This window comes from Candidatus Abyssobacteria bacterium SURF_5, from assembly GCA_003598085.1.
In the GTDB taxonomy this organism is placed as follows: domain Bacteria; phylum Abyssobacteria; class SURF-5; order SURF-5; family SURF-5; genus SURF-5.
This window is the reverse complement of sequence record QZKU01000139.1, coordinates 27,415-46,129: the sequence shown is the minus strand read 5'-3', so window position 1 is coordinate 46,129 and position 18,715 is coordinate 27,415. Positions and strand designations below refer to the sequence as shown.

The 18,715-nt window shown below is 54.5% G+C and carries 16 protein-coding genes; 6 read left to right on the top strand and 10 right to left on the bottom strand.

Annotation, left to right across the window (positions count from 1 at the left end):
- Position 1: 1 nt before the first annotated feature.
- The 7 genes from C4520_20735 to C4520_20705 form a co-directional block, all read right to left on the bottom strand.
- Positions 2-769: a Stp1/IreP family PP2C-type Ser/Thr phosphatase gene (locus C4520_20735; protein RJP14999.1), complete on the bottom strand. Its 768-nt coding sequence runs from the start codon at positions 767-769 to the stop codon at positions 2-4.
- A gap of 2 nt (positions 770-771) precedes the next feature.
- A complete protein-coding gene (locus C4520_20730) occupies positions 772-2,487 on the bottom strand; it encodes an FHA domain-containing protein (protein RJP14998.1) in 1,716 nt (571 codons plus the stop codon).
- 86 nt (positions 2,488-2,573) lie between these two features.
- Complete coding sequence (locus C4520_20725) at positions 2,574-3,035, bottom strand: N-acetyltransferase (protein ID RJP14997.1); 462 nt, start codon at positions 3,033-3,035, stop codon at positions 2,574-2,576.
- Between the two features lie 2 nt (positions 3,036-3,037).
- Complete coding sequence (locus C4520_20720; GenBank protein ID RJP14996.1) at positions 3,038-3,649, bottom strand: hypothetical protein; 612 nt, start codon at positions 3,647-3,649, stop codon at positions 3,038-3,040.
- Between the two features lie 21 nt (positions 3,650-3,670).
- A complete protein-coding gene (locus C4520_20715) occupies positions 3,671-4,492 on the bottom strand; it encodes a tetratricopeptide repeat protein (GenBank protein RJP14995.1) in 822 nt (273 codons plus the stop codon).
- A 4-nt stretch (positions 4,493-4,496) separates the two neighbouring features.
- The gene (locus C4520_20710; protein ID RJP14994.1) at positions 4,497-5,588 is read right to left on the bottom strand and encodes a 3-dehydroquinate synthase; all 1,092 of its coding nucleotides are present in this window, start codon (positions 5,586-5,588) and stop codon (positions 4,497-4,499) included.
- Positions 5,581-6,774: a chorismate synthase gene (locus C4520_20705; protein RJP14993.1), complete on the bottom strand. Its 1,194-nt coding sequence runs from the start codon at positions 6,772-6,774 to the stop codon at positions 5,581-5,583. The genes C4520_20710 and C4520_20705 overlap by 8 nt, the downstream gene beginning before the upstream one ends.
- 591 nt (positions 6,775-7,365) lie before the next feature.
- On the opposite strand from C4520_20705, the gene C4520_20700 reads away from it, so the two are divergent.
- Genes C4520_20700 through C4520_20685 form a run of 4 tightly spaced genes read left to right on the top strand, consistent with a single transcriptional unit; the run spans position 7,366 to position 11,624 of the window.
- A complete protein-coding gene (locus C4520_20700; GenBank protein RJP14992.1) occupies positions 7,366-8,916 on the top strand; it encodes an acyl-CoA carboxylase subunit beta in 1,551 nt (516 codons plus the stop codon).
- A 32-nt stretch (positions 8,917-8,948) separates the two neighbouring features.
- Positions 8,949-9,389: a biotin/lipoyl-binding protein gene (locus C4520_20695; GenBank protein RJP14991.1), complete on the top strand. Its 441-nt coding sequence runs from the start codon at positions 8,949-8,951 to the stop codon at positions 9,387-9,389.
- Between the two features lie 50 nt (positions 9,390-9,439).
- The gene (locus C4520_20690; GenBank protein RJP15015.1) at positions 9,440-11,098 is read left to right on the top strand and encodes a methylmalonyl-CoA mutase; all 1,659 of its coding nucleotides are present in this window, start codon (positions 9,440-9,442) and stop codon (positions 11,096-11,098) included.
- Between the two features lie 13 nt (positions 11,099-11,111).
- Positions 11,112-11,624: a gamma carbonic anhydrase family protein gene (locus C4520_20685; GenBank protein RJP14990.1), complete on the top strand. Its 513-nt coding sequence runs from the start codon at positions 11,112-11,114 to the stop codon at positions 11,622-11,624.
- A 20-nt stretch (positions 11,625-11,644) separates the two neighbouring features.
- Here the strand turns inward: C4520_20685 and C4520_20680 are convergent, their stop codons facing one another.
- Complete coding sequence (locus tag C4520_20680; GenBank protein ID RJP14989.1) at positions 11,645-13,111, bottom strand: amidohydrolase; 1,467 nt, start codon at positions 13,109-13,111, stop codon at positions 11,645-11,647.
- 232 nt (positions 13,112-13,343) lie between these two features.
- Here C4520_20680 and C4520_20675 point away from each other — a divergent pair, with 232 nt between their 5' ends.
- Complete coding sequence (locus tag C4520_20675; GenBank protein RJP14988.1) at positions 13,344-15,131, top strand: tetratricopeptide repeat protein; 1,788 nt, start codon at positions 13,344-13,346, stop codon at positions 15,129-15,131.
- A gap of 170 nt (positions 15,132-15,301) precedes the next feature.
- Complete coding sequence (tsaB, locus tag C4520_20670) at positions 15,302-16,003, top strand: tRNA (adenosine(37)-N6)-threonylcarbamoyltransferase complex dimerization subunit type 1 TsaB (protein RJP14987.1); 702 nt, start codon at positions 15,302-15,304, stop codon at positions 16,001-16,003.
- A gap of 14 nt (positions 16,004-16,017) precedes the next feature.
- Here the strand turns inward: tsaB and C4520_20665 are convergent, their stop codons facing one another.
- Together C4520_20665 and C4520_20660 are read right to left on the bottom strand one after the other, a co-directional pair.
- The gene (locus C4520_20665) at positions 16,018-17,088 is read right to left on the bottom strand and encodes a methyltransferase domain-containing protein (protein RJP14986.1); all 1,071 of its coding nucleotides are present in this window, start codon (positions 17,086-17,088) and stop codon (positions 16,018-16,020) included.
- Between the two features lie 50 nt (positions 17,089-17,138).
- Positions 17,139-18,581, bottom strand: coding sequence for an NAD(P)/FAD-dependent oxidoreductase (locus C4520_20660; protein RJP14985.1), 1,443 nt, complete (start codon positions 18,579-18,581; stop codon positions 17,139-17,141).
- Between the last annotated feature and the right edge of the window lie 134 nt (positions 18,582-18,715).

The window sequence follows — 18,715 nt, the reverse complement described above, 5'->3', positions numbered from 1 at the left end:
CCTATTCCTCCATGAACCTGATAAGGACGAGTGTGATGTTATCGGACCCTCCAGCCTTCTTGGCCTCCACGATCAGCCGTTCTGCTTTCTCTTCCTGGCTCGATGCGCTGTCGGTGATGATCTCGAACATGGTGATATCGTCAACCATGCCTGACAGACCGTCGGAACAGAGGAGGATCTGATCTCCGCCGCGAACGCGTTCTTCGAAAATATCCACTTCCACAAATTCCCGGGAGCCTAGCGCCCGCGTGATCACGTTGCGCCATGGATGCGCGCGCGCGTCCTCCGCAGTAATCAGGTTTTGGCGTAGCTGTTCATTGACCCATGAGTGATCCTCGCTGATCTGCCGGTATCCGCTCGGACGGAACAAGTAGGCCCGGCTGTCGCCAACGTTGCCAATGGTGACGACCCTGCCGTTCAGAAGAGCGCAGACGACCGTGGTTCCCATCCCCGCCAGTTGTTCGCTTTGCGTTGCGATTTTTCTGATTTGGTCATTGGCCACACTGATAGCATTCGTGATCTTGTTCGCATGGTCCGAGAGGTCCGGGTTGGATCCGTAAGGGAGCAGATCGGCGGATGAAGCGGAATACCGGCGATAAAAATCACAGATGCTTTCAACCGCGACTCTGCTTGCAAGGTTCCCGGCAGCGTGCCCGCCCATGCCGTCGGCGACAACGAACAGGAGACTCGTTTCATCTATGAGGTATGAATCTTCATTGTCACTGCGTTTGAGCCCAACATCGCTTTGCGCCACAACGCTCGCCTTCACCTCTACCTCCCGGGTTCTCTCATTGTCTCATCGTGCAGAGCAACCTGCCCATCCTGCACCGGCGGCACGATAACCTCATACGCCTCGACGACAACATCCTTCGTCTTGATCCTGCCCATATCGTTCAGATCAAGCACCGCCTGCAAATTTGATTTGGTTTCCTTGCTGATCAGAATCTGGTTTCGTCCGGCGGCCGAAGTGAGCCTGAAGGCGGTATTCACCATATCTCCGATGACCGTGTAGTCCATCCGTTCGAGGGTCCCTACATTGCCCGCGATAGCGGCGCCCGTATTAACGCCGATACCGATATCGAAAGACTGCTTTCCCGTTTCGCGGGCGCGTTCCTTGAGAATCTGGACGCGCTGAATCATATCAACCGCCGCCTGAACCGCCCGATCGGCGTCATCACCATAGGAGAAGGGAGCGCCGAAGATGGCCATGATGCCGTCGCCCATGAATTTGTCGAGGGTTCCCTGGTGCGCGAAAATGATTTTAGACATCTCGTCGAAGTACTCGTTAAGCATTGCCATCGTCGTGTCAGGAGGCATTCCGGCCGAAAGTCTCGTGAATCCGCGAATATCACTGAACAGGACGGTCACTTTCTGCAGTGTTCCGCCCGGTTTCCAGTCTTCGGGATTCTTCATCAACATCTCGACGACGCCCGTAGGCAGATTGCGGGACATGGTGGCGCGGATCTTTTCTTCATACTGCAGCTTCTGAAACAGCCGTGCGTTCTCTATCGCGATCGCCGAAAGACTGGCAAACGCGGAAAAAAGCTCTTTGTCGCTTTCGTCGAATACGCCCTCGGATATCCTGTTATCGAGGTAGATAACCCCAAGCACGCGTTCCTCGATTTTCAGGGGAACGCACATGATTGAGACGATCTTGTGCATGATGATACTTCCGCGATCGCGAAAAAACGGATCTTTGGCGGCGTTCGAAGTGAGCCTCGACTCCCCCGTGCGCGCGACTTCGGCGGCAACACTCATGCTGAGAGAAAGCTCGTCCAGCTCTTCCCCCCCGATTTTTCGCTTGACCACCACTTTCAGTTCATCCGATTGATCATTCTTCAACATCAGGAATCCGCGTTCGGCCTGCAGAACATCGATCGCAGCGTCCATAACAAGGTTCAGCCGCTGTTCGAGGTCGAATCCGGAAATAATATACTTGCTGGCTTCGTAGAGCGCGGACAGGCGGTCGTATGACTTGCCCACCTCTGAGAGCTTGTTTCTGGCGGAGACAAACGGATCTGATAAGCTGTCGATTTCGCCCGCAGGAATTCCTGCGCCGCTCGCGCGCAAAGCTCCCAAACGAGCCTCAACCGAATCCAGCTCTTTCTCCATGAGGCGAATATTGCTTGCGACAATCGTATGCGCTTCCCGCGGCGGTTGCCTTCGCACAAATTCCTGGACCGGCGGCGCGTCGGGAACCTGCACCAGCTTGATCAGAGTGTGCCCGACTCGGATAATATCGCCCGCCTTCAATTCCGCCGTTTTCACGCGGTCGCGCGAATTCCCGACGAAGGTGCCGTTCAGGCTGTCTTCGTCCTTGAGTAAGACTTTGTCTCGTTTGATGTAAACGCTGAAATGGCATGCGGAGACCGAATCGTCCTCCAGCGCAATGTCATTAGAGGTGTCTCTGCCGATATTCAGGCGGGACTTTTCAACAGGCACGTCGCGCAGCTCTTTACCTTTTTCTTTAATTATAAACTTGTACACTTTGGCGGTCTCGCGGATGCCAGAAGATTATCCTACCAAAGAATCAGTTCATTATAGCAGACGCCATCCGGAGGCGGCAACATGGCCTAATGCGAATTCAGCGTATGGACAAGAGCGACCTCATCACAGTCGGGGAACTTGATGCATTTTACGCACGCTGACCATATTTTGTGCGGCAACTCCGATCGTTCAACCTGTTGAAAACCTTGTTTCTCGAAGAAAGCCGGCTTGTTGGTGAGAGTAAACACCTTCGTAATTCCCAGTAATTGCGCTTCCTCAAGGCAGGCTCGTACCAGAGCGCTTCCGATCCCTTTCAGCTTATCCGGTTCGCCGACGGCCAGGGACTGAATTTCAGCCAGGTCTTCCCAGAACAGATGAAGCGAACAGCATCCGAGCACATTTTGCTCTTCATCGGAATATACAAAGAAGTCGCGCAGGTGCTCATATATTTCAATCAGAGCCTTGGGCAGCATGTCGCCCCGCTGAGAATAATAACTGATCAGGCTGCGAATTGTCTGCACGTCCTGCATCCGCGCCTTCCGGACCATATTCATTCCTCACCTTCGGGATTCGAGGACCGGCTCTTGAAGGGGAGTTCCATTTGGAGACCCTTCACCAGGTCGTATCGTTTAAGGAGACGAAGCAGTTGGAGCGTTTCGCTCTCCACATAGTTCACATTCACTTCCACATAAGAGATCAGAAAACCGAGGATGGTGGTAAACTCCACCACGTGATCTATTCCGCCCTCTTTCAGCATCTCTTCGACCTTTAGCCAAAGAGGCTCGACGGCGGTGGCCTCCGAGATGACCAGAAGCGACTTGAAAGGAGCGCCGTTGAAAACGCTGCGCGCATATTGAAGTGCGCCGGCACTGACAAAGTAAAATAATTCCGGAGTCGCAGTAATCAGTGAAGGGACAAATCGATGTCCATGCCATCCCTTCACGTCGACAATCACATTCGGGAGAAACCGCATATGCTCGGCATTCAGCTTCATGGGAAGCGGGGCCTCCGGCTCCGCATACCGCAGATTCGTCGCCACAACGTCAATGCTGTAGCGTCCGGGCGGGTCCGCCTTCTGAAGTTGAAATTTGCGATTCGTCAATACGCTGAAACCAAGCGCCTCGAGAAATTCGCGAACGATGCGTACGTTGCTGTCTGCCATCGTGGCCCCGTCAATACCCGTTTATTCGCCGTTCAAAAACGCCTTCGCTTCCTCGTTTGTCGCGTCCAGTTTCAGAACCAATTGTGCGAAGTAGCGAGCATAGGAACTCTCTCCGAGCTTCTTATAGCAGCGGGCAATGCCGAGATAATTGTCAACCGTGCTGTAATGTAAGCCAAAGGCGAAAAAATCGGTTGCCTCTTTGGGCGAGAAATCGCGCGCAATCAGATAATTCTGGAGAGCTGGCTTATAATCGTCCTGCAGGATGAATGTCTCGGCGAGAAAATAATAGCCTTCCGGCTGTTCCGGCCGTGCCCGAATCAGCCCGTGGCATATGGACGCCGCCTTGAGCGCCTCCTCCATTGCGCCTGAAGTGTTCTCCAGCAACTTGTGTATCTTTGCAAGGTAGAAATGCGCGGAGAAGTTCGTCGGATTCAGCGCGCATGCTTCCTGAAATTGAGCGATCGCTTTGCCATAATCGCGCTCATGGTAATGGACGATCCCGAGGCCGGCCATAGCTTTCACATTCGATGCGGAAATCGAAAGAGCCTTCAGGAACTGCGCTTTTGCCTTGGATATCACTCCGGCTGTCAAATAGAGCATGCCAAGATCCAGCCGGGCTGCCACCCGATCGGGACCGATTCTGACGGTCGTTTCGAGACTCTGGACGGCCTTGCTGAAATCGCCGCGCTTCATGTGACAGCGCCCCATCTGGTGATGTGCTGCCGCATGCGCCGGATGTTCCTCGATCACTTTTGCAAAAATGGAGATCGCGCTCTGAAGGTCTCCCTTCATTTGGGCGGTAAGCCCGTCGTCAAATGTGGGTTTTTTTTCGACCCCGTCCATTGTGCTATTTCGCCCCAATCTCGGCCAGGGCCCGCTCTACCACCTCGGCGGGAACATTTTCCCTGATCACGCCCCGCCCGATCGATATGGGGACAACAAATTTCAGTTTTCCACCGGATGCCTTCTTGTCCAGTTGCATCGCATCGACCACGCGGTCCATCGCCACACCCTCGGCCTTCACCGGCAACCCAACTGATTCGAGCAGATGTTCCTGCCTCTGCTCCACACCCTGGGGAACAAGATTGAGGATACCCGCGATCCTGGCGGCGGCCACCATTCCTATCGAGACAGCCTCTCCATGGCTGTACCGTGTATAGCCTGTAACTGATTCTACTGCATGACCTATGGTATGTCCATAATTCAGTATCGACCGCAGGCCGGTTATCTCGCGCACATCCTGCTGAATGATTCTTGCCTTTATCTGGCAACATCGCTTGATGATATCTGTCAGTACACCGTCTCCTCGTTCGCACAGAACGCCGATATGCCTTTCGAGCAGCGAAAACAGTCCTTCATCCGCTATGACGCCGTACTTGATCACTTCCGAAAGACCATTCCGGTAATCTCTTGCTGAGAGCGTACTCAACAGTGCGGGATCGGTGCAGACCAATAGCGGTTGATGAAACGAGCCAATGAGATTCTTTCCGGACACGTGATCAACGCCGACCTTGCCGCCGATGCTGCTGTCAACTTGCGCCAGCAGAGTGGTCGGCGCCTGTACGTACGGCACGCCGCGCATGAAGATGGATGCCGCAAATCCGGCCATGTCGCCGACGACGCCGCCGCCTAAAGCGACGACCACAGACTTCCGGTCGAGCCGCGCCTTCACCATGCCGTCCAAAAGATGTTCGATGGTCGCCAAATTCTTGTATTGTTCGCCGTCCTCGACCAGATCGGCTGAAATCTCGCAGCCCAGCGGAATCAGCGCCTCCCTTATGGTATCGCCGTACAGCCCGAAGACGGTTGAATTGCTGATGATCAGGATGCGGCTTGGAGCGACGAGAGGGCGAAGGAACTCCGCGAGCTTTCTTATCGCTCCGTTTGCGACGACAATGTCGTAGCTGTCAGCGCCGAGGTCCACATGAATCTTATGCATTCCCGCCGAAGCTCCTCAGCGCACGGAGGTACGCAGTAAAATTCCTCTTCATCTCCGCGATGCTATCGCCTCCGAACTTCTCGATCATCGCCGACGCGAGTTCAAGAGCCACAGCAGCTCTTGCAATAATACTCGCTGCCGGAACCGCACAGATATCACTCCGCTCGACGGCCGCCTTCGCCGGTTTTCGCGTTAGAAGATCGACCGAACGAAGCGGGCGGCCCAGCGTTGGGATCGGTTTCATGGTCGCCTTGAGAATGATGTTCTCTCCGTTCGAGATTCCGCCCTCGATGCCGCCGGCGCGATTGGTCTTTCGATAGAAACCGGCCGAACGCATGCCCTTTCGCCGAGAATGAAAGATCTCGTCATGCGCCTCTGATCCCCTCAGTTCGGCCAGCCGCACGCCCTCCCCTATTTCCACCGCTTTGATGGCGGGAACCCCCATTACCGCCGCCGCCAGCCGCACCCCGAGGCGCCGATCATGCTGCACGTGAGAGCCCAGGCCGACTGGTATGTTATAGGCCACAACCTCGACCTTTCCACCCAACGTGTCGCGCGCCGCCGCCGCCGCATCTATCTCCTTCATCATTTTTCCCGCAGCCGCCGGGTCCGCGCAGCGAACCGGAGACATCTCGGAGTTCTTCAGAAGCTGCTTCCGCGCAATAGAGGATGTATCTGCGCATACCTTCCCGATCCGGATGACGTGGGCCGCGATCTCGATTTCAAATTCAAGCAGAAGTTGCTCTGCGATCGCGCCGATTGCCGTTTTAACCGCCGTCTCGCGTGCGCTCGCTCGTTCGAGGATGTTGCGGATGTCCGAATGTCCATACTTCAGCGCACCGGCCAGATCGGCATGGCCCGGCCGCGGTCGGGAAATCGATCTCGCTTGGACAGCCGCCTCATCAACGTTAAAGGGCGCCATCACCTTTTGCCAGTTCTCCCAATCCCTGTTCGATATCAACACCGACACCGGACTGCCCAGCGTGATCCCGTTCCTCACTCCTGAGAGAAAGGAGGGGGTATCCTGCTCGATCTTCATTCGGCCGCCGCGCCCATAACCGGCTTGACGAGCGGTAATCCGCATCTGGATGAAATCTCGCCGCACGCGCAGGCCGGCGGGAATTCCTTCGACAATCGCGACAAGAGCCTGCCCGTGCGATTCTCCGGCGGTCATATATCTCAGCATTGGAAGTCACCGTAAGTAATTGCAAACGTTAGAGAAACGCGACCATATTTGGTCATTATACAACCATTAGAAAAGTGTGTCAAGAAGCGAATCTATTCGATTCCGAATCAAATCTGAGAATTATCTGAAGCAAGACCATGCTCCGGTTTTGTCTCCAATAGTGCACCTTCACGGATCAGCCAATGCGCCTCATTAAGAAAAAAGAAGTCACGGCTGCTTCAAGAGAGCCGCCGATTTGAAGAACAGCCAGCGGGGAAAAGTTTTCGCGACCTCACCAATTCGGGCCGACCATGAGAGGGTTTCTTCATAAAATAAACAAATTCATGCGTTTGTACTTCTTGACACAGTCTCATGTTTGTGGTAGACTACCGCTCTAAAGAGCTGGAGGCCCGTCTTTCCTGCTGGTTTTCTGCGCGTCTGCAAATTCTTGAACTGCATTCAGCACAGTCAACTATGCCTGAAGACGGCCATCCTAGACCGAATCGCCCTCGATTGTCCGGTTGAAGAGTCGCAAAGTAAACTACAAATGATTGAAAAGTGAGTGATATTGCCAAACGTCGGGAGAATCAATTTTCTCGAAGGGGACTTTGAATGACGACCCAGAAGAACATCGAAAAACTGAAGGAGATGCAAAAAGAGGCCCTCGCAGGCGGAGGCGAAAGCCGCATCAAGGACCAGCACGAGAAAGGAAAACTGACGGCCCGCGAGCGAATTGAACTGCTGCTCGATCCGGGCACCTTCACTGAGATCGGCGCCTTTGTCACTCACAAGTGCACTCATTTCGGGATGGAGAAAAAACATTTTCTGGGTGACGGAGTGATAACCGGCTACGGACAAATAAATGAACGGCTTGTATATGTTTTCGCGCAGGATTTCACGGTTATCGGCGGAACTCTCGGACATGCATTCGCAGAAAAGATTTGCCGCTTAATGGAGATGGCGCTCAAGAACGGGGCGCCGCTCATCGGGCTGAACGATTCAGGCGGAGCCCGCATACAGGAAGGCGTCGAAAGCCTTGCGGGATATGCCGATATCTTCCTGCGGAACACGCTCGCATCGGGTGTCATCCCCCAAATATCGATCATTCTGGGCCCTTGTGCGGGAGGCGCAGTCTATTCCCCGGCCCTGACGGACTTCATTTTCATGGTGGACAAGATCAGCTACATGTTCATCACAGGCCCGCAGGTGATTAAGGCGACGACTTTTGAAGAGGTAACGCAGGAGGAGTTGGGCGGGCCGGTCACGCATTCTACCAGGAGCGGGGTCTGCCATTTCGCGATGTGCGACGAGAAATCATGTTTTCAGATGGTGCGCGATCTGCTCTCCTATCTTCCCCAGAACAATCTGGAAGAAGCACCATTCTTGCCGTCTTCGGACAACCCTCAGAGAGCCGATGAAACATTGAACTCGATTATTCCCGATAATCCAAAAGAATCGTATGACATGCTCCAGGTTATTACATCGGTAGTTGACGACGGCCGCTTCCTCGAGGTGCATGCCAATTACGCGCCCAACATCGTCGTCGGATTCGCGCGACTCGGCGGCAGATCGGTCGGCGTCGTCGCGAACCAGCCGAAATTCCAAGCCGGCTGTCTCGATATCAATGCATCAAAAAAAGGCGCGCGCTTCGTCCGTTTTTGCGATGCATTCAATATCCCGATCATTACCTTTGAGGACGTGCCTGGCTTCCTGCCGGGAACGGCGCAGGAATACGGCGGGATCATCGTTCACGGAGCAAAGCTGATTTACGCTTATTGCGAAGCGACCGTGCCAAGAATCACCGTGATCACGCGCAAGGCATACGGCGGCGCATACTGCGTCATGTCGTCGAAACACATTCGAAACGATATCAATTATGCATGGCCGTCAGCCGAAATCGCCGTCATGGGCCCCGACGGCGCCGTAAACATTGTGTTCCGCAAGGAGCTGGGCGACGGGGAGAATAAGGAAGAGACGCGCAAGCGCCTGGTGGAGGAGTACCGCGAAAAGTTCGCCAGTCCCTATATCGCGGCTCAGATGGGCTATATCGATGAGGTTATCGAACCGAAAGAGACCCGCGCAAAATTGATCCGGGCGCTCGATATGCTCCAGCACAAGCGCGACAGCAATCCCCCTAAAAAACATGGTAATATCCCCCTCTGATTTTCGGCGGGGCCGGCAGGAGGTTTTATCAGGTGAAACGGTTTGAGCTGCTGCTGAATGGAAAGGCATACCTGGTCGAGGTTACCAAAATCACCGGAGAAAGCGCGCTGGTCACCGTGAACGGCACGCCGTATGAAGTCGGAATCAATGACCTTTCAAAGATGGATCTCGCGCAAATGATGAAAGAGAGTGCGCCGTCACAGCCTGCGCCCGTGGCGCCCGCTCAGCAGACGTGTCTGGTGGAAAGCGCCGGCGGACTTATAACCGTAAAGGCTCCACTGCCCGGTCTGATCATCGACATCAAGGTTGCTCCGGGTGACAAGGTGAAGCCGGGCGATGTGCTGGTTGTCATCGAGACGATGAAGATGGAAAACAATGTCGTCTCCCCTCGCGTCGGTACTATTAAGGAAATATCCATTAAAAAAGGCGATACAGTAGCCGAGGGTATACCGCTCGTTGTGATTGCAGAATAGAGGGCGCGATCCCCCGCGCAGAACTCGGAAAGGGACGGTCGGCGATGGATATGCAAGAACTCGAGAAGCAGCGACAGCAGTGGGAACAGGCGGTTCTGGGAAAGGTGCTGAAAAAATTCCCCGAACGAACCGAAAAATTCCTGACGGACTCCGGGCTTGAATTGCAGCGTGTATACTCCCCCCTTGATACCCGGGACATCGATCATGGCAACGACCTTGGTTTTCCCGGCGAATTTCCTTACACCCGCGGAATACAGCCCACGATGTATCGGAGCCGGCTGTGGACGATGAGGCAGTATGCAGGCTTCGCCAACGCAAAGGAATCCAATCGGCGTTACCGCTTCTTGCTTGATCATGGGCAAACCGGACTCAGCATAGCTTTTGACCTGCCGACCCAGATCGGCTACGATTCGGACCACCCCTTGGCCGATGGAGAGGTCGGCAAAGTCGGCGTCTCGATTGATTCCCTCCGCGATATCGAGGTGCTCTTTGATCAAATCCCACTCGAAAAAGTCACCACATCAATGACAATTAATGCGACGGCGGCAATCCTGCTGGCGATGTATGTCGCGCTCGCAAAAAAACGGGGGACTCCGCTCGATCAATTGGGAGGCACCATCCAAAACGACATCCTCAAGGAATATGTGGCGCGGGGCACTCATCGTTTTCCCATTGCGCCTTCAATGCGCCTGGTAACGGATACCTTTAAATACTGCACCGAAAAGCTTCCGCGGTGGAACATGATCAGCATCAGCGGCTATCACATTCGCGAAGCCGGCTCAACCGCGGTGCAGGAGGCGGCATTTACGCTCGCAAACGCAATCGCATATGTGCAAGCGGCGCTGGATTCGGGGCTGGATGTCGACGATTTCGGCGGCCGCTTGTCCTTCTTCTTCAACTCGCATAACAATTTCTTCGAGGAAGTCGCCAAGTTCAGGGCAGCGCGCCGCCTGTGGGCAAGAATCATGAAGGACCGCTTCGGAGCGAAAAAAGAAAACTCCTACAAGCTCCGTTTCCATACACAGACCGCCGGCTCGACACTCACGGTGCAGCAACATGAGAATAATGTTGTCCGCGTGGCGATGCAAGCGCTTGCGGCCGTTCTTGGCGGCACTCAATCTCTGCATACCAATTCGCGCGACGAGGCCCTCTGCCTGCCGACGGAAGAGGCGGTTCGCCTGGCTCTTCGAACACAGCAGCTGATCGGGTATGAATCCGGTGTCGCCGATGTTATTGACCCGCTGGGCGGCTCCTATCTCGTCGAGAAACTGACGAACGAAATCGAGAAAGCCGCGCAAGACTACATCGAAAAGATCGACACGATGGGAGGAGCGATCTCGGCCATCAGAAACGGGTATATGCAAAGGGAAATACAGGAAAGCTCCTACAAATATCAGCAAGCCATCGAAAAAGGCGAGAAAATAATTGTCGGCGTCAACAAATTCCAATCGAAGGAGCCGCCGCCGGAGAAGCTCCTGGAAGTCGACTTGAAAGTGCAGGCAGAACAAATCGACGACCTCAAGAAGGTGCGCGCCGAACGCAATGCGGCTGCAGTCGAAAGTTCGCTCAAAAAGCTGTGCGAGGCGGCCAAGGGCGACATGAACCTGATGGATCCGATTATCGAGTGCGTCGAGAACTATACCACGATCGGCGAAATCTGTTCGACACTCGCAGAGATTTTCGGCGAGGCAGCCGAAACCAATCCATGAGGGATTTCACCAGATGATCCATCATTATGGAGACCGGCGCCCTACCATTGCGCCGAGCGCTTTTATTGCCGAAGGCGCCCAGATTATCGGGGGAGTCGAAATCGGGGAGAACGCCAGCATCTGGTTCAACACGGTCTTGCGCGGCGACATCAACGACATCCGCGTCGGACGATGGAGCAACATCCAGGATAATTCCATCGTGCACGTTGCCGATGAATGGCCCTGTATCGTGGGCGACTTTGTGACGGTCGGGCATGGGGTGAACCTGCACGGATGCGTCATCGAGGACGAGGTGATGGTGGGGATGGGCGCGATCATCATGAATGGAGTTGTGGTCGGTTCGCAATCAATAATAGGCGCCGGCGCCTTGATCCCGCCCAACACGAAGATCCCTCCGCGCAGCCAGGTGGTGGGAGTGCCGGCAAAAGTGACCAAACAGCTTTCGGAGGAAGAGGGCGCCGGAAACAAGTACTGGGCCGAAAAATACATGCGCGTGAGTCGCAAGTATCTTGGGAGTCCGCCTTGATCATCGCTTCAGCCCGAATTTCAATATTTTCCTTCAAGCGTCAACCGATGCTGAAACGTCTTTCTCTTTTTGACTTCGCGTGACGCTTCAAGATTCACTTCATCGGAGACTTTCTGCACAAAACCAAGCAACTCCTGTTCATCAATAGTTGTGATCCTGCCGTTCTCGTAAATGATCTTCCCGTCGATGATGGATACGGCCACTTCATCGCCGCGCGCCGAAAGCACGAGGTTTGGAACGATATTTCTCACCGGCTCGCGCAGCACGGGCAGCGTCGGCGGCTTCTGCAGATCCACGAGAATGATATCCGCCTTCTTTCCCGGTTCGAGCGATCCGATATCGCGATCGAGTCCGATGGCTCGCGCGCCTTCAATCGTGGCCATCCGGAGCGCCTTCCACGCCGGGAGATATTCGGGGTCCTGCCTTTTCATCTTAAGAGCGAGCGAGCCGAGCTTTAACTCGCTGAATACATTGGTCCCGTTGTTCGAGCTGGTTTCGTCGGTCCCGAGACAAACGCTGCCGCCATGATCCAGAAAAACGTCGGCCGGCGGCACGATCCCATCGCATATGATCAGGCTTGAGGGACAGAACGCCATTGAGGCGCCGCTTTCGGCAATGTGCGCGACCTCGTCATTCGTGCACTTGACCATGTGCACCGCCAGAAGCCGCTCGTCAAGATAACCGATTTCGTGCAGAAATTCGACAGGCCGCTTTCCATAGCGATTTTTCATCTGCAGAATTTCGCGCTCGCCTTGACCGATGTGCATGTGAATTTTCAAATCGCGCTGTTCCGCGATATCCTTTATTTTCTCGAAAAGCGCTACGCTGCAATAATCGGCGCCCTGCGGGCCAATCATCGTCGTGATCCTGCCGCCGGCGCCGCCGTTCCAATTGTTTATCACCTCCAGGTTCTCCTGCAGCCGCATCTGTCCGATCTGGGGATCGAACGGGTATAATTCGCCTTCCCGGAGAAGGCTTTCGACCGGCGGCACCTCGCTGATCAGAGTGCACACTTTCGCGCGCACACCGAGCTTTTCATAAAACGGCAGCGTGATCAGCATGCCCGGGCCGTAATCACCAAATGTCGTTGTACCGGCGCGGACTGCCTCGATCGCGCACAGATACGCGCCCGCCAACACGGCATCGGGAGTCAACTGCTCAAAAAATGGATCCACTCCTTCGTGCCAGCTTCGGGCGTCCTGTCCCAATCCTCTAAGGATTCCGATGACCGTATGAAGATGCCCGTCAATCAGTCCAGGCAGTACCGCCTTGTTCTTGGCGTCAATTACCCGCTTCGCTTCGTATCGCTTTTCCAGGTCGGATGAAGGGCCAACTGCTACGATTTCATTTCCGTTGACAGCCACTGAACCGTCGGCTACGTAGCCAACACCTTCGCCCGCCATCGTAAGAATATCCCCATGAACGATCAACAGATCAACCAGCATGGCTCCCGCTCCTTGTGGAGAGTAATTACCCGGTGGTCTCATAAAGCATCACATTCCGCCCGCACAATCAAAAAACTCTTTCGTAAAAATCCTGCACTTCCTGAAGGCAGGCTGAAATCGAAGATTTATCCCCTGCTCTTCGATTGACACTGCCGATTTGAGTTTGATATTATGATTGGTGATTACAGCATGACAACTTCATTCTTAAAAGCGTTCCCTCGCCCGATCTTGATACGCGTTCGCAGCATTTACCCAAACGTCATTCCGGTTTAACATGAGACATATGTTTGGAAAAGCCAGCCCCGTTCTGTTGATTTCCGCCCTCTGTCTGGTCATCTATTCGAACTCTCTCGGGACGTCGCTTCATTATGATGATTTTTTTGCCATAACCGGGAACGCCGCAGTTCGGGATGTAACCAACGCTGGCGAAATCTTCCGGCTTTTCCCCAGCAGGTTCCTCCTCATGTATTCGTTTGCCGTAAACTATTATTTTCATCAGGCCGATCCCGTAGGCTATCATGTGATGAATCTTGTGATTCACATGATGAACGCTCTCCTTCTTTATTCTATCAGCCGCATCCTTTGGAGAGCATCTCGGCCGGAGAGCGACGTTGAGAACGGCGTGGCCTATTCTCCTCTGCTTGTTGCGCTTCTTTTTGCGGCTCACCCGGTGATGACGGAATCCGTCACATACATTGCAGGTCGCGCGTCATCGTTGGGCGCGGCCTTTTTCCTCGCCGCTCTCCTCCTGTACTTATTGCTGCTTAAAGCTCATTCAGGCTCATTTGTTACCAGGACCGTTTTTTACGGAAGTTCGTTGTTCATGTTTTTCCTCTCGCTCTGGGTGAAGGAGTCGAATGCAACGCTGCCGGCCATCGTTCTGATGGCCGATTTGTATTTTCACGAACAGGGACGATGGAAAGACGTGAAGCATTCTCTGCTGAGAGCAGCTCCTTTCTTCCTTGTTCTTGCCGCGATTCTCCTCTGGCGAAAACTGTACCTGGGCGTGATCGGCGATCCCTTCGAGGTGAGAGCTTTATCGGTTAATCTCCTGACACAGCTCCGGGTGATTTTTGTGTACCTGCGCCTGATTTTCCTGCCCGTTGGACAGAATATCGATCATCATATCCAACTTTCCCATTCGCTTTTCGAACTCAAGACTTTCCTTTCGCTCGCTGGTCTTCTTGCCCTCATCCTCATATCGATCATGCTGTCCAGAAGGAACAGACTGGTCTCATTCGGAATCCTGTGGTTTCTTATCACGTTGAGCCCGACCTCGGTGATACCTCTCTGGGATATCATGAGTGAGCGCTGGATTTATCTGCCCGCGGCAGGCATCTTCCTTGCAGTCGTCGCCTGTCTGCCTCCTTTGCATAACCTTCTGCTGAGACGCGCAGGCAGAGATCGGCTCCTGCCGGCCGCCATCGCCATCCTTGTCCTTCTTTTAGGTGGCGCGACAATCTTGAGAAACACAGTTTGGAGGAACGAATACACGCTATGGAAAGACGCCGCGGAAAAATCCCCGGCCAAAGCAAGGCCGCATATCAATCTCGGAATGGCTTTTGCCGAAAAGGGGGACATGCCCGAAGCGGTCTCGGAACTAAACGCCGCTCTTGCAATGGACCCCGCTTCGCCCGAGGCAAATTTCAGCTTGAGCGCCCTCTATCTGAAAATGGGAAACTATGACGACGCAGTCAAAATTCTGGCGCCCACGCTCGCCCGGTTCCCTGAGAGTTCACAAATTCCCGTTCGTCTGGCCGACGATTTCGCAAAGGCTCGGTTTAATCTTGGGGTGGGCTATTTTTATAAGGGACACTATGAGAGGGCTCTCGCCGAATACCGCGAGGCCCTGCGCCTGGCGCCCTACATGCCATGGGTTCACAGCAACGTCGGCGTCATTCACGAGATGCGGGGAGAATATGAACTCGCCATCGCTGAATATGAAAAAGAACTTGAACTGCACCCCGACCTGCCTCAGGTCGCCGGAAACATCGGGAACGCCAGGCGAAAAATGCAACGAAAAGCCGCTTCGTCGCCCAAGAGTCACACAGACAACCACTAAGCCGCTCCAACAATTCTTCTCCTTTTGCCGAGACTCTTGCTCGATAACATGTTTCCAATGCGGTGCGCGTAAGCTTCCCGCATCCCGGATAAACGGGAGCACCACTTTTCAACCAGCAAGCCCTCGGCTATAATGATAAGAGATACAATCTGCCGGCCCAACAGGAATCAATGCAAATGAAAATCTTGGCAATTGAGACATCCACCTTATCCGGCAGCGTCGCAATCGTGGAAGATAATGGGGTTCTCTGCGAATTGGCCCTGCACGTGGAAGAGACTCATTCATCTCAACTGCTGCCGGCAATCCAATACGTATTGCAGATCGCGCGCTTGACACCGGACAGCGTCGATGGTTTCGCCGTCGCCGTCGGGCCGGGCTCGTTTACGGGACTTCGCATCGGGATGGCGGCGGTTAAAGGTCTTGCCGCAGCAGCCGCAAAACCGATCATAGGCATTTCAACACTCGAGGCCATGGCCTGGGCATTCCCGTTTTCCCCCTATCCGATGTGCCCGATGATCGACGCTCGCATGAAAGAGGTTTATGGAGCGTGGTTCCGCGCGGCAGCAGGAGAGATCGAGCGAGTCTCGGAGGACTTTGTGCTGCCGCCGCACCAGCTTCTGAAAGAGGTCAAAGAGAAGACTCTTTTTTTCGGGACCGGTGCGCTTCGATATCGGGCGGAAATTGTCGATGCGCTCGGGGAGCAGGCCCTTTTTCCTCCCGAAGCAATCATGGGGGCGCGCGCCTCGGTTGTGGGGCTGCTCGCGGCGAAAAGGCTCCAACGCGGCGATGCAGACGATCTTGATTCGATCGAGCCGCTCTATATTCGCCAGGCGCAGGCGATCGCGCCCCGCAAACGAAGAACGGAACGATAACACCCGGCCGCATTTCATTTTTTCCAGCCGATCAAAATTGAATTTTCACCCCTGATCACGGTCTTCCGGCTGAGGCGAACAAACCCGATCTCTTTCAACCACCTTCTTACTTCAGCTTCCGAATACGTATCGCCCGAGTCGGTAAACATTAACATGGTGAGCGCAAAAATCAGCGGATAGTAGGGGCCGTCTCGGCGATCGTTCGGCATCATGTCTTTCACTATGATCCTGCCGCCGCTGCGCAAGGAAACCCAAGCCTTTTCCAGAAGTCGCCTGTTGTCGTCAGCGCTCAGGTTGTGGATGATGTTGGAGAGAAACACCGCATCATACACTTGCTTGCCAAGATTATGCGAAAGAAAATCGCCGATCTCGACCCTTATCCGCTTCTCCAGCCCTGCTGCTTTTGCCTGTTCTCTGGCCACGCGGGCTGGAATCGGCAACTCGAAAACCACAGCGCGCAGCTTCGGCTGCTTCCTGACAAATTCTATTGAATACGTGCCAGCGCCGCCGCCGACATCGAGCAGATCCTTCACGCCGCGCAAATCAAGCATCTTGGCGACAAGAGCGGCTGTTGATCTGCTCGATTCGCTGAGCCCGATGGTGAATTCCCGCGTCCTCTTCTTCTGTTCCGCCGGCGTCTTGTGAAATTCCGGCAATCGATATTTGTATTTCTGCCCGTGCCGAACGAGGTCTTCCAAACGAAGCCAGCGATCGAGCCCGTCATAAATATGGAGCAGCCTCGTCCCAATGTATTCACGGGACCCCTTTGTCATGTAAAGCGTAGTATCGTTCTCATTCTCGTACAGCTCGCCCGTTTTCTTAAGGTATTCAAGCACTACCAGCGCGTCGAGGAGGATTCGCATTCCCTTCAGATCGGCCCCTGAGTTTGTGGCGATATCCACAAGCGGCCGAGGACCACCGGCTAATTGTTCAAAGACGCCAAGTTTATTTGCAACCAGAAGCGTGAGTGATCTTGTAAACAGATCGATCGGCCAGAATTTTTCTTCTCTCAACGTCGCGGAACTCCACGCTTCAGTTCGTGCTCTTGTTGTCATCTTTCTCGTCTCCGAATCTGCCAATCCCACAGGTTCTTCATTCGAACTGCCGGCAACGCTTCACTAAAGGCTGCCACAGATTACACAGTCAAGTCTGCTTTCAGTTTCTTGATTGCCGCTTGAGCGGCATAGTAGCCGCACAGTCCATGGACCCCCCCGCCCGGCGGAGTTGACGAGGAGCAAATATAAACTCCATCAAGAGGGGTGGCGTACGGGACTAATTTGAGTGCCGGCCGCACAAGCATCTGTCTGAGATTCTGCAAACCGCCGGTTATGTCTCCTCCGATACAATTCGGATTGTAACGCTCGAAATCTGTAGCCGTGCGTGTGTGCCGCGCCAGGATCAGCTTGCGAAAACCCGGAGCGAACCTTTCCACCTGCTGCTCGATCCGCTCAGTCATGTCGGCCGATGAATTATGCGGGACGTGGCAATAGGCCCACCCTGTATGCTTACCGCGCGGAGCACGTGAATCATCGAACAAACTCTGCTGGGCTACCAGCACGAAGGGGCGTTCGGGATAGATTCCGGAAGAAACCTCGGCTTCGCCCGCGGCTATTTCTTCCATCGTTCCTCCAACATGAACTGTTCCCGCAAGCCGGCACTCGCGCGCCCTCCATGGAATTGGACCGTCCAGCGCCCAATCTATCTTAAACACGCCAGGCCCATACCGATAATGTTCCAATTGTTTCCGATAGCACCAGGGCAGCCTCTTTCCTGCCAATGAGACGATTTGGCGAGGAGTAAGATTCAGTATGATCATCTTTGCAGCCGGCAATTGCTGCAGTGACTCAATCGATACATTTCCGACCATGTGCCCGCCCAGAGTCCGCAAGAGGGAGATCATCGAGTCGGATATCCGCCGGCTTCCCCCGCGAGGAAACGGCCAACCCGCAGCATGCCCCAGCACGCCGAGCACCATTCCAAAGGCCGCAGATGCAGGCGTATCAAGCGGGAGGAAGGAATGCGCTGAAAGTCCGGCAAACAATCCCCGAGCCAGTGATCCGCGAAAGAGCGATTTCGCCAGCCCGGTCGCCGACCGGACAGCGGAAGACGCGAAGGATGCAAGATTCCGCGGATGGCGCGGCACATGAGGCGGCGCAAGAATATCTCTCGAAACATCCGGCCAGAGCGAAACCAGGCGCGACATGAAATGCAGGTACCGATCGCCGTCAGAGCCAAGGGTCGCCGCAGTTTCGCTGATCGAGCGATATAGAACCGCGGCTCTTCCATCATCAAACGGATGAGCGAGCGGGGCGGCTGGATGAACCCATTGCAGGCCGTGATCCGCCAGCGGCAGCTTCGCGAGCGCAGCCGAATCCGGCGCCAGTGGGTGAACGGCCGAGCAAACGTCGTGAACAAACCCCGGCAGTGTCAGCTCTGCAGAGCGTGTTCCGCCGCCGAACTCCTCGTGTGCCTCCAGAACGGTCACGGAAAAACCGGCGCGCGCGATTTCAAGAGCGGCCGCCAATCCATTCGGTCCGGAACCCACCACAACGGCGTCGATTCGTGAAATGTCTTTCATGATTGTTTCGAAAAGATATCGAAGAGCCGCAACCGCAATCCCGCCTCAAAGCCGGGATAATGATCATCCTTGTCCGAACGCTGAAACCATATCTTGAATGTCACGTAATGAAATATTAGCCAAAATGGCGCCGG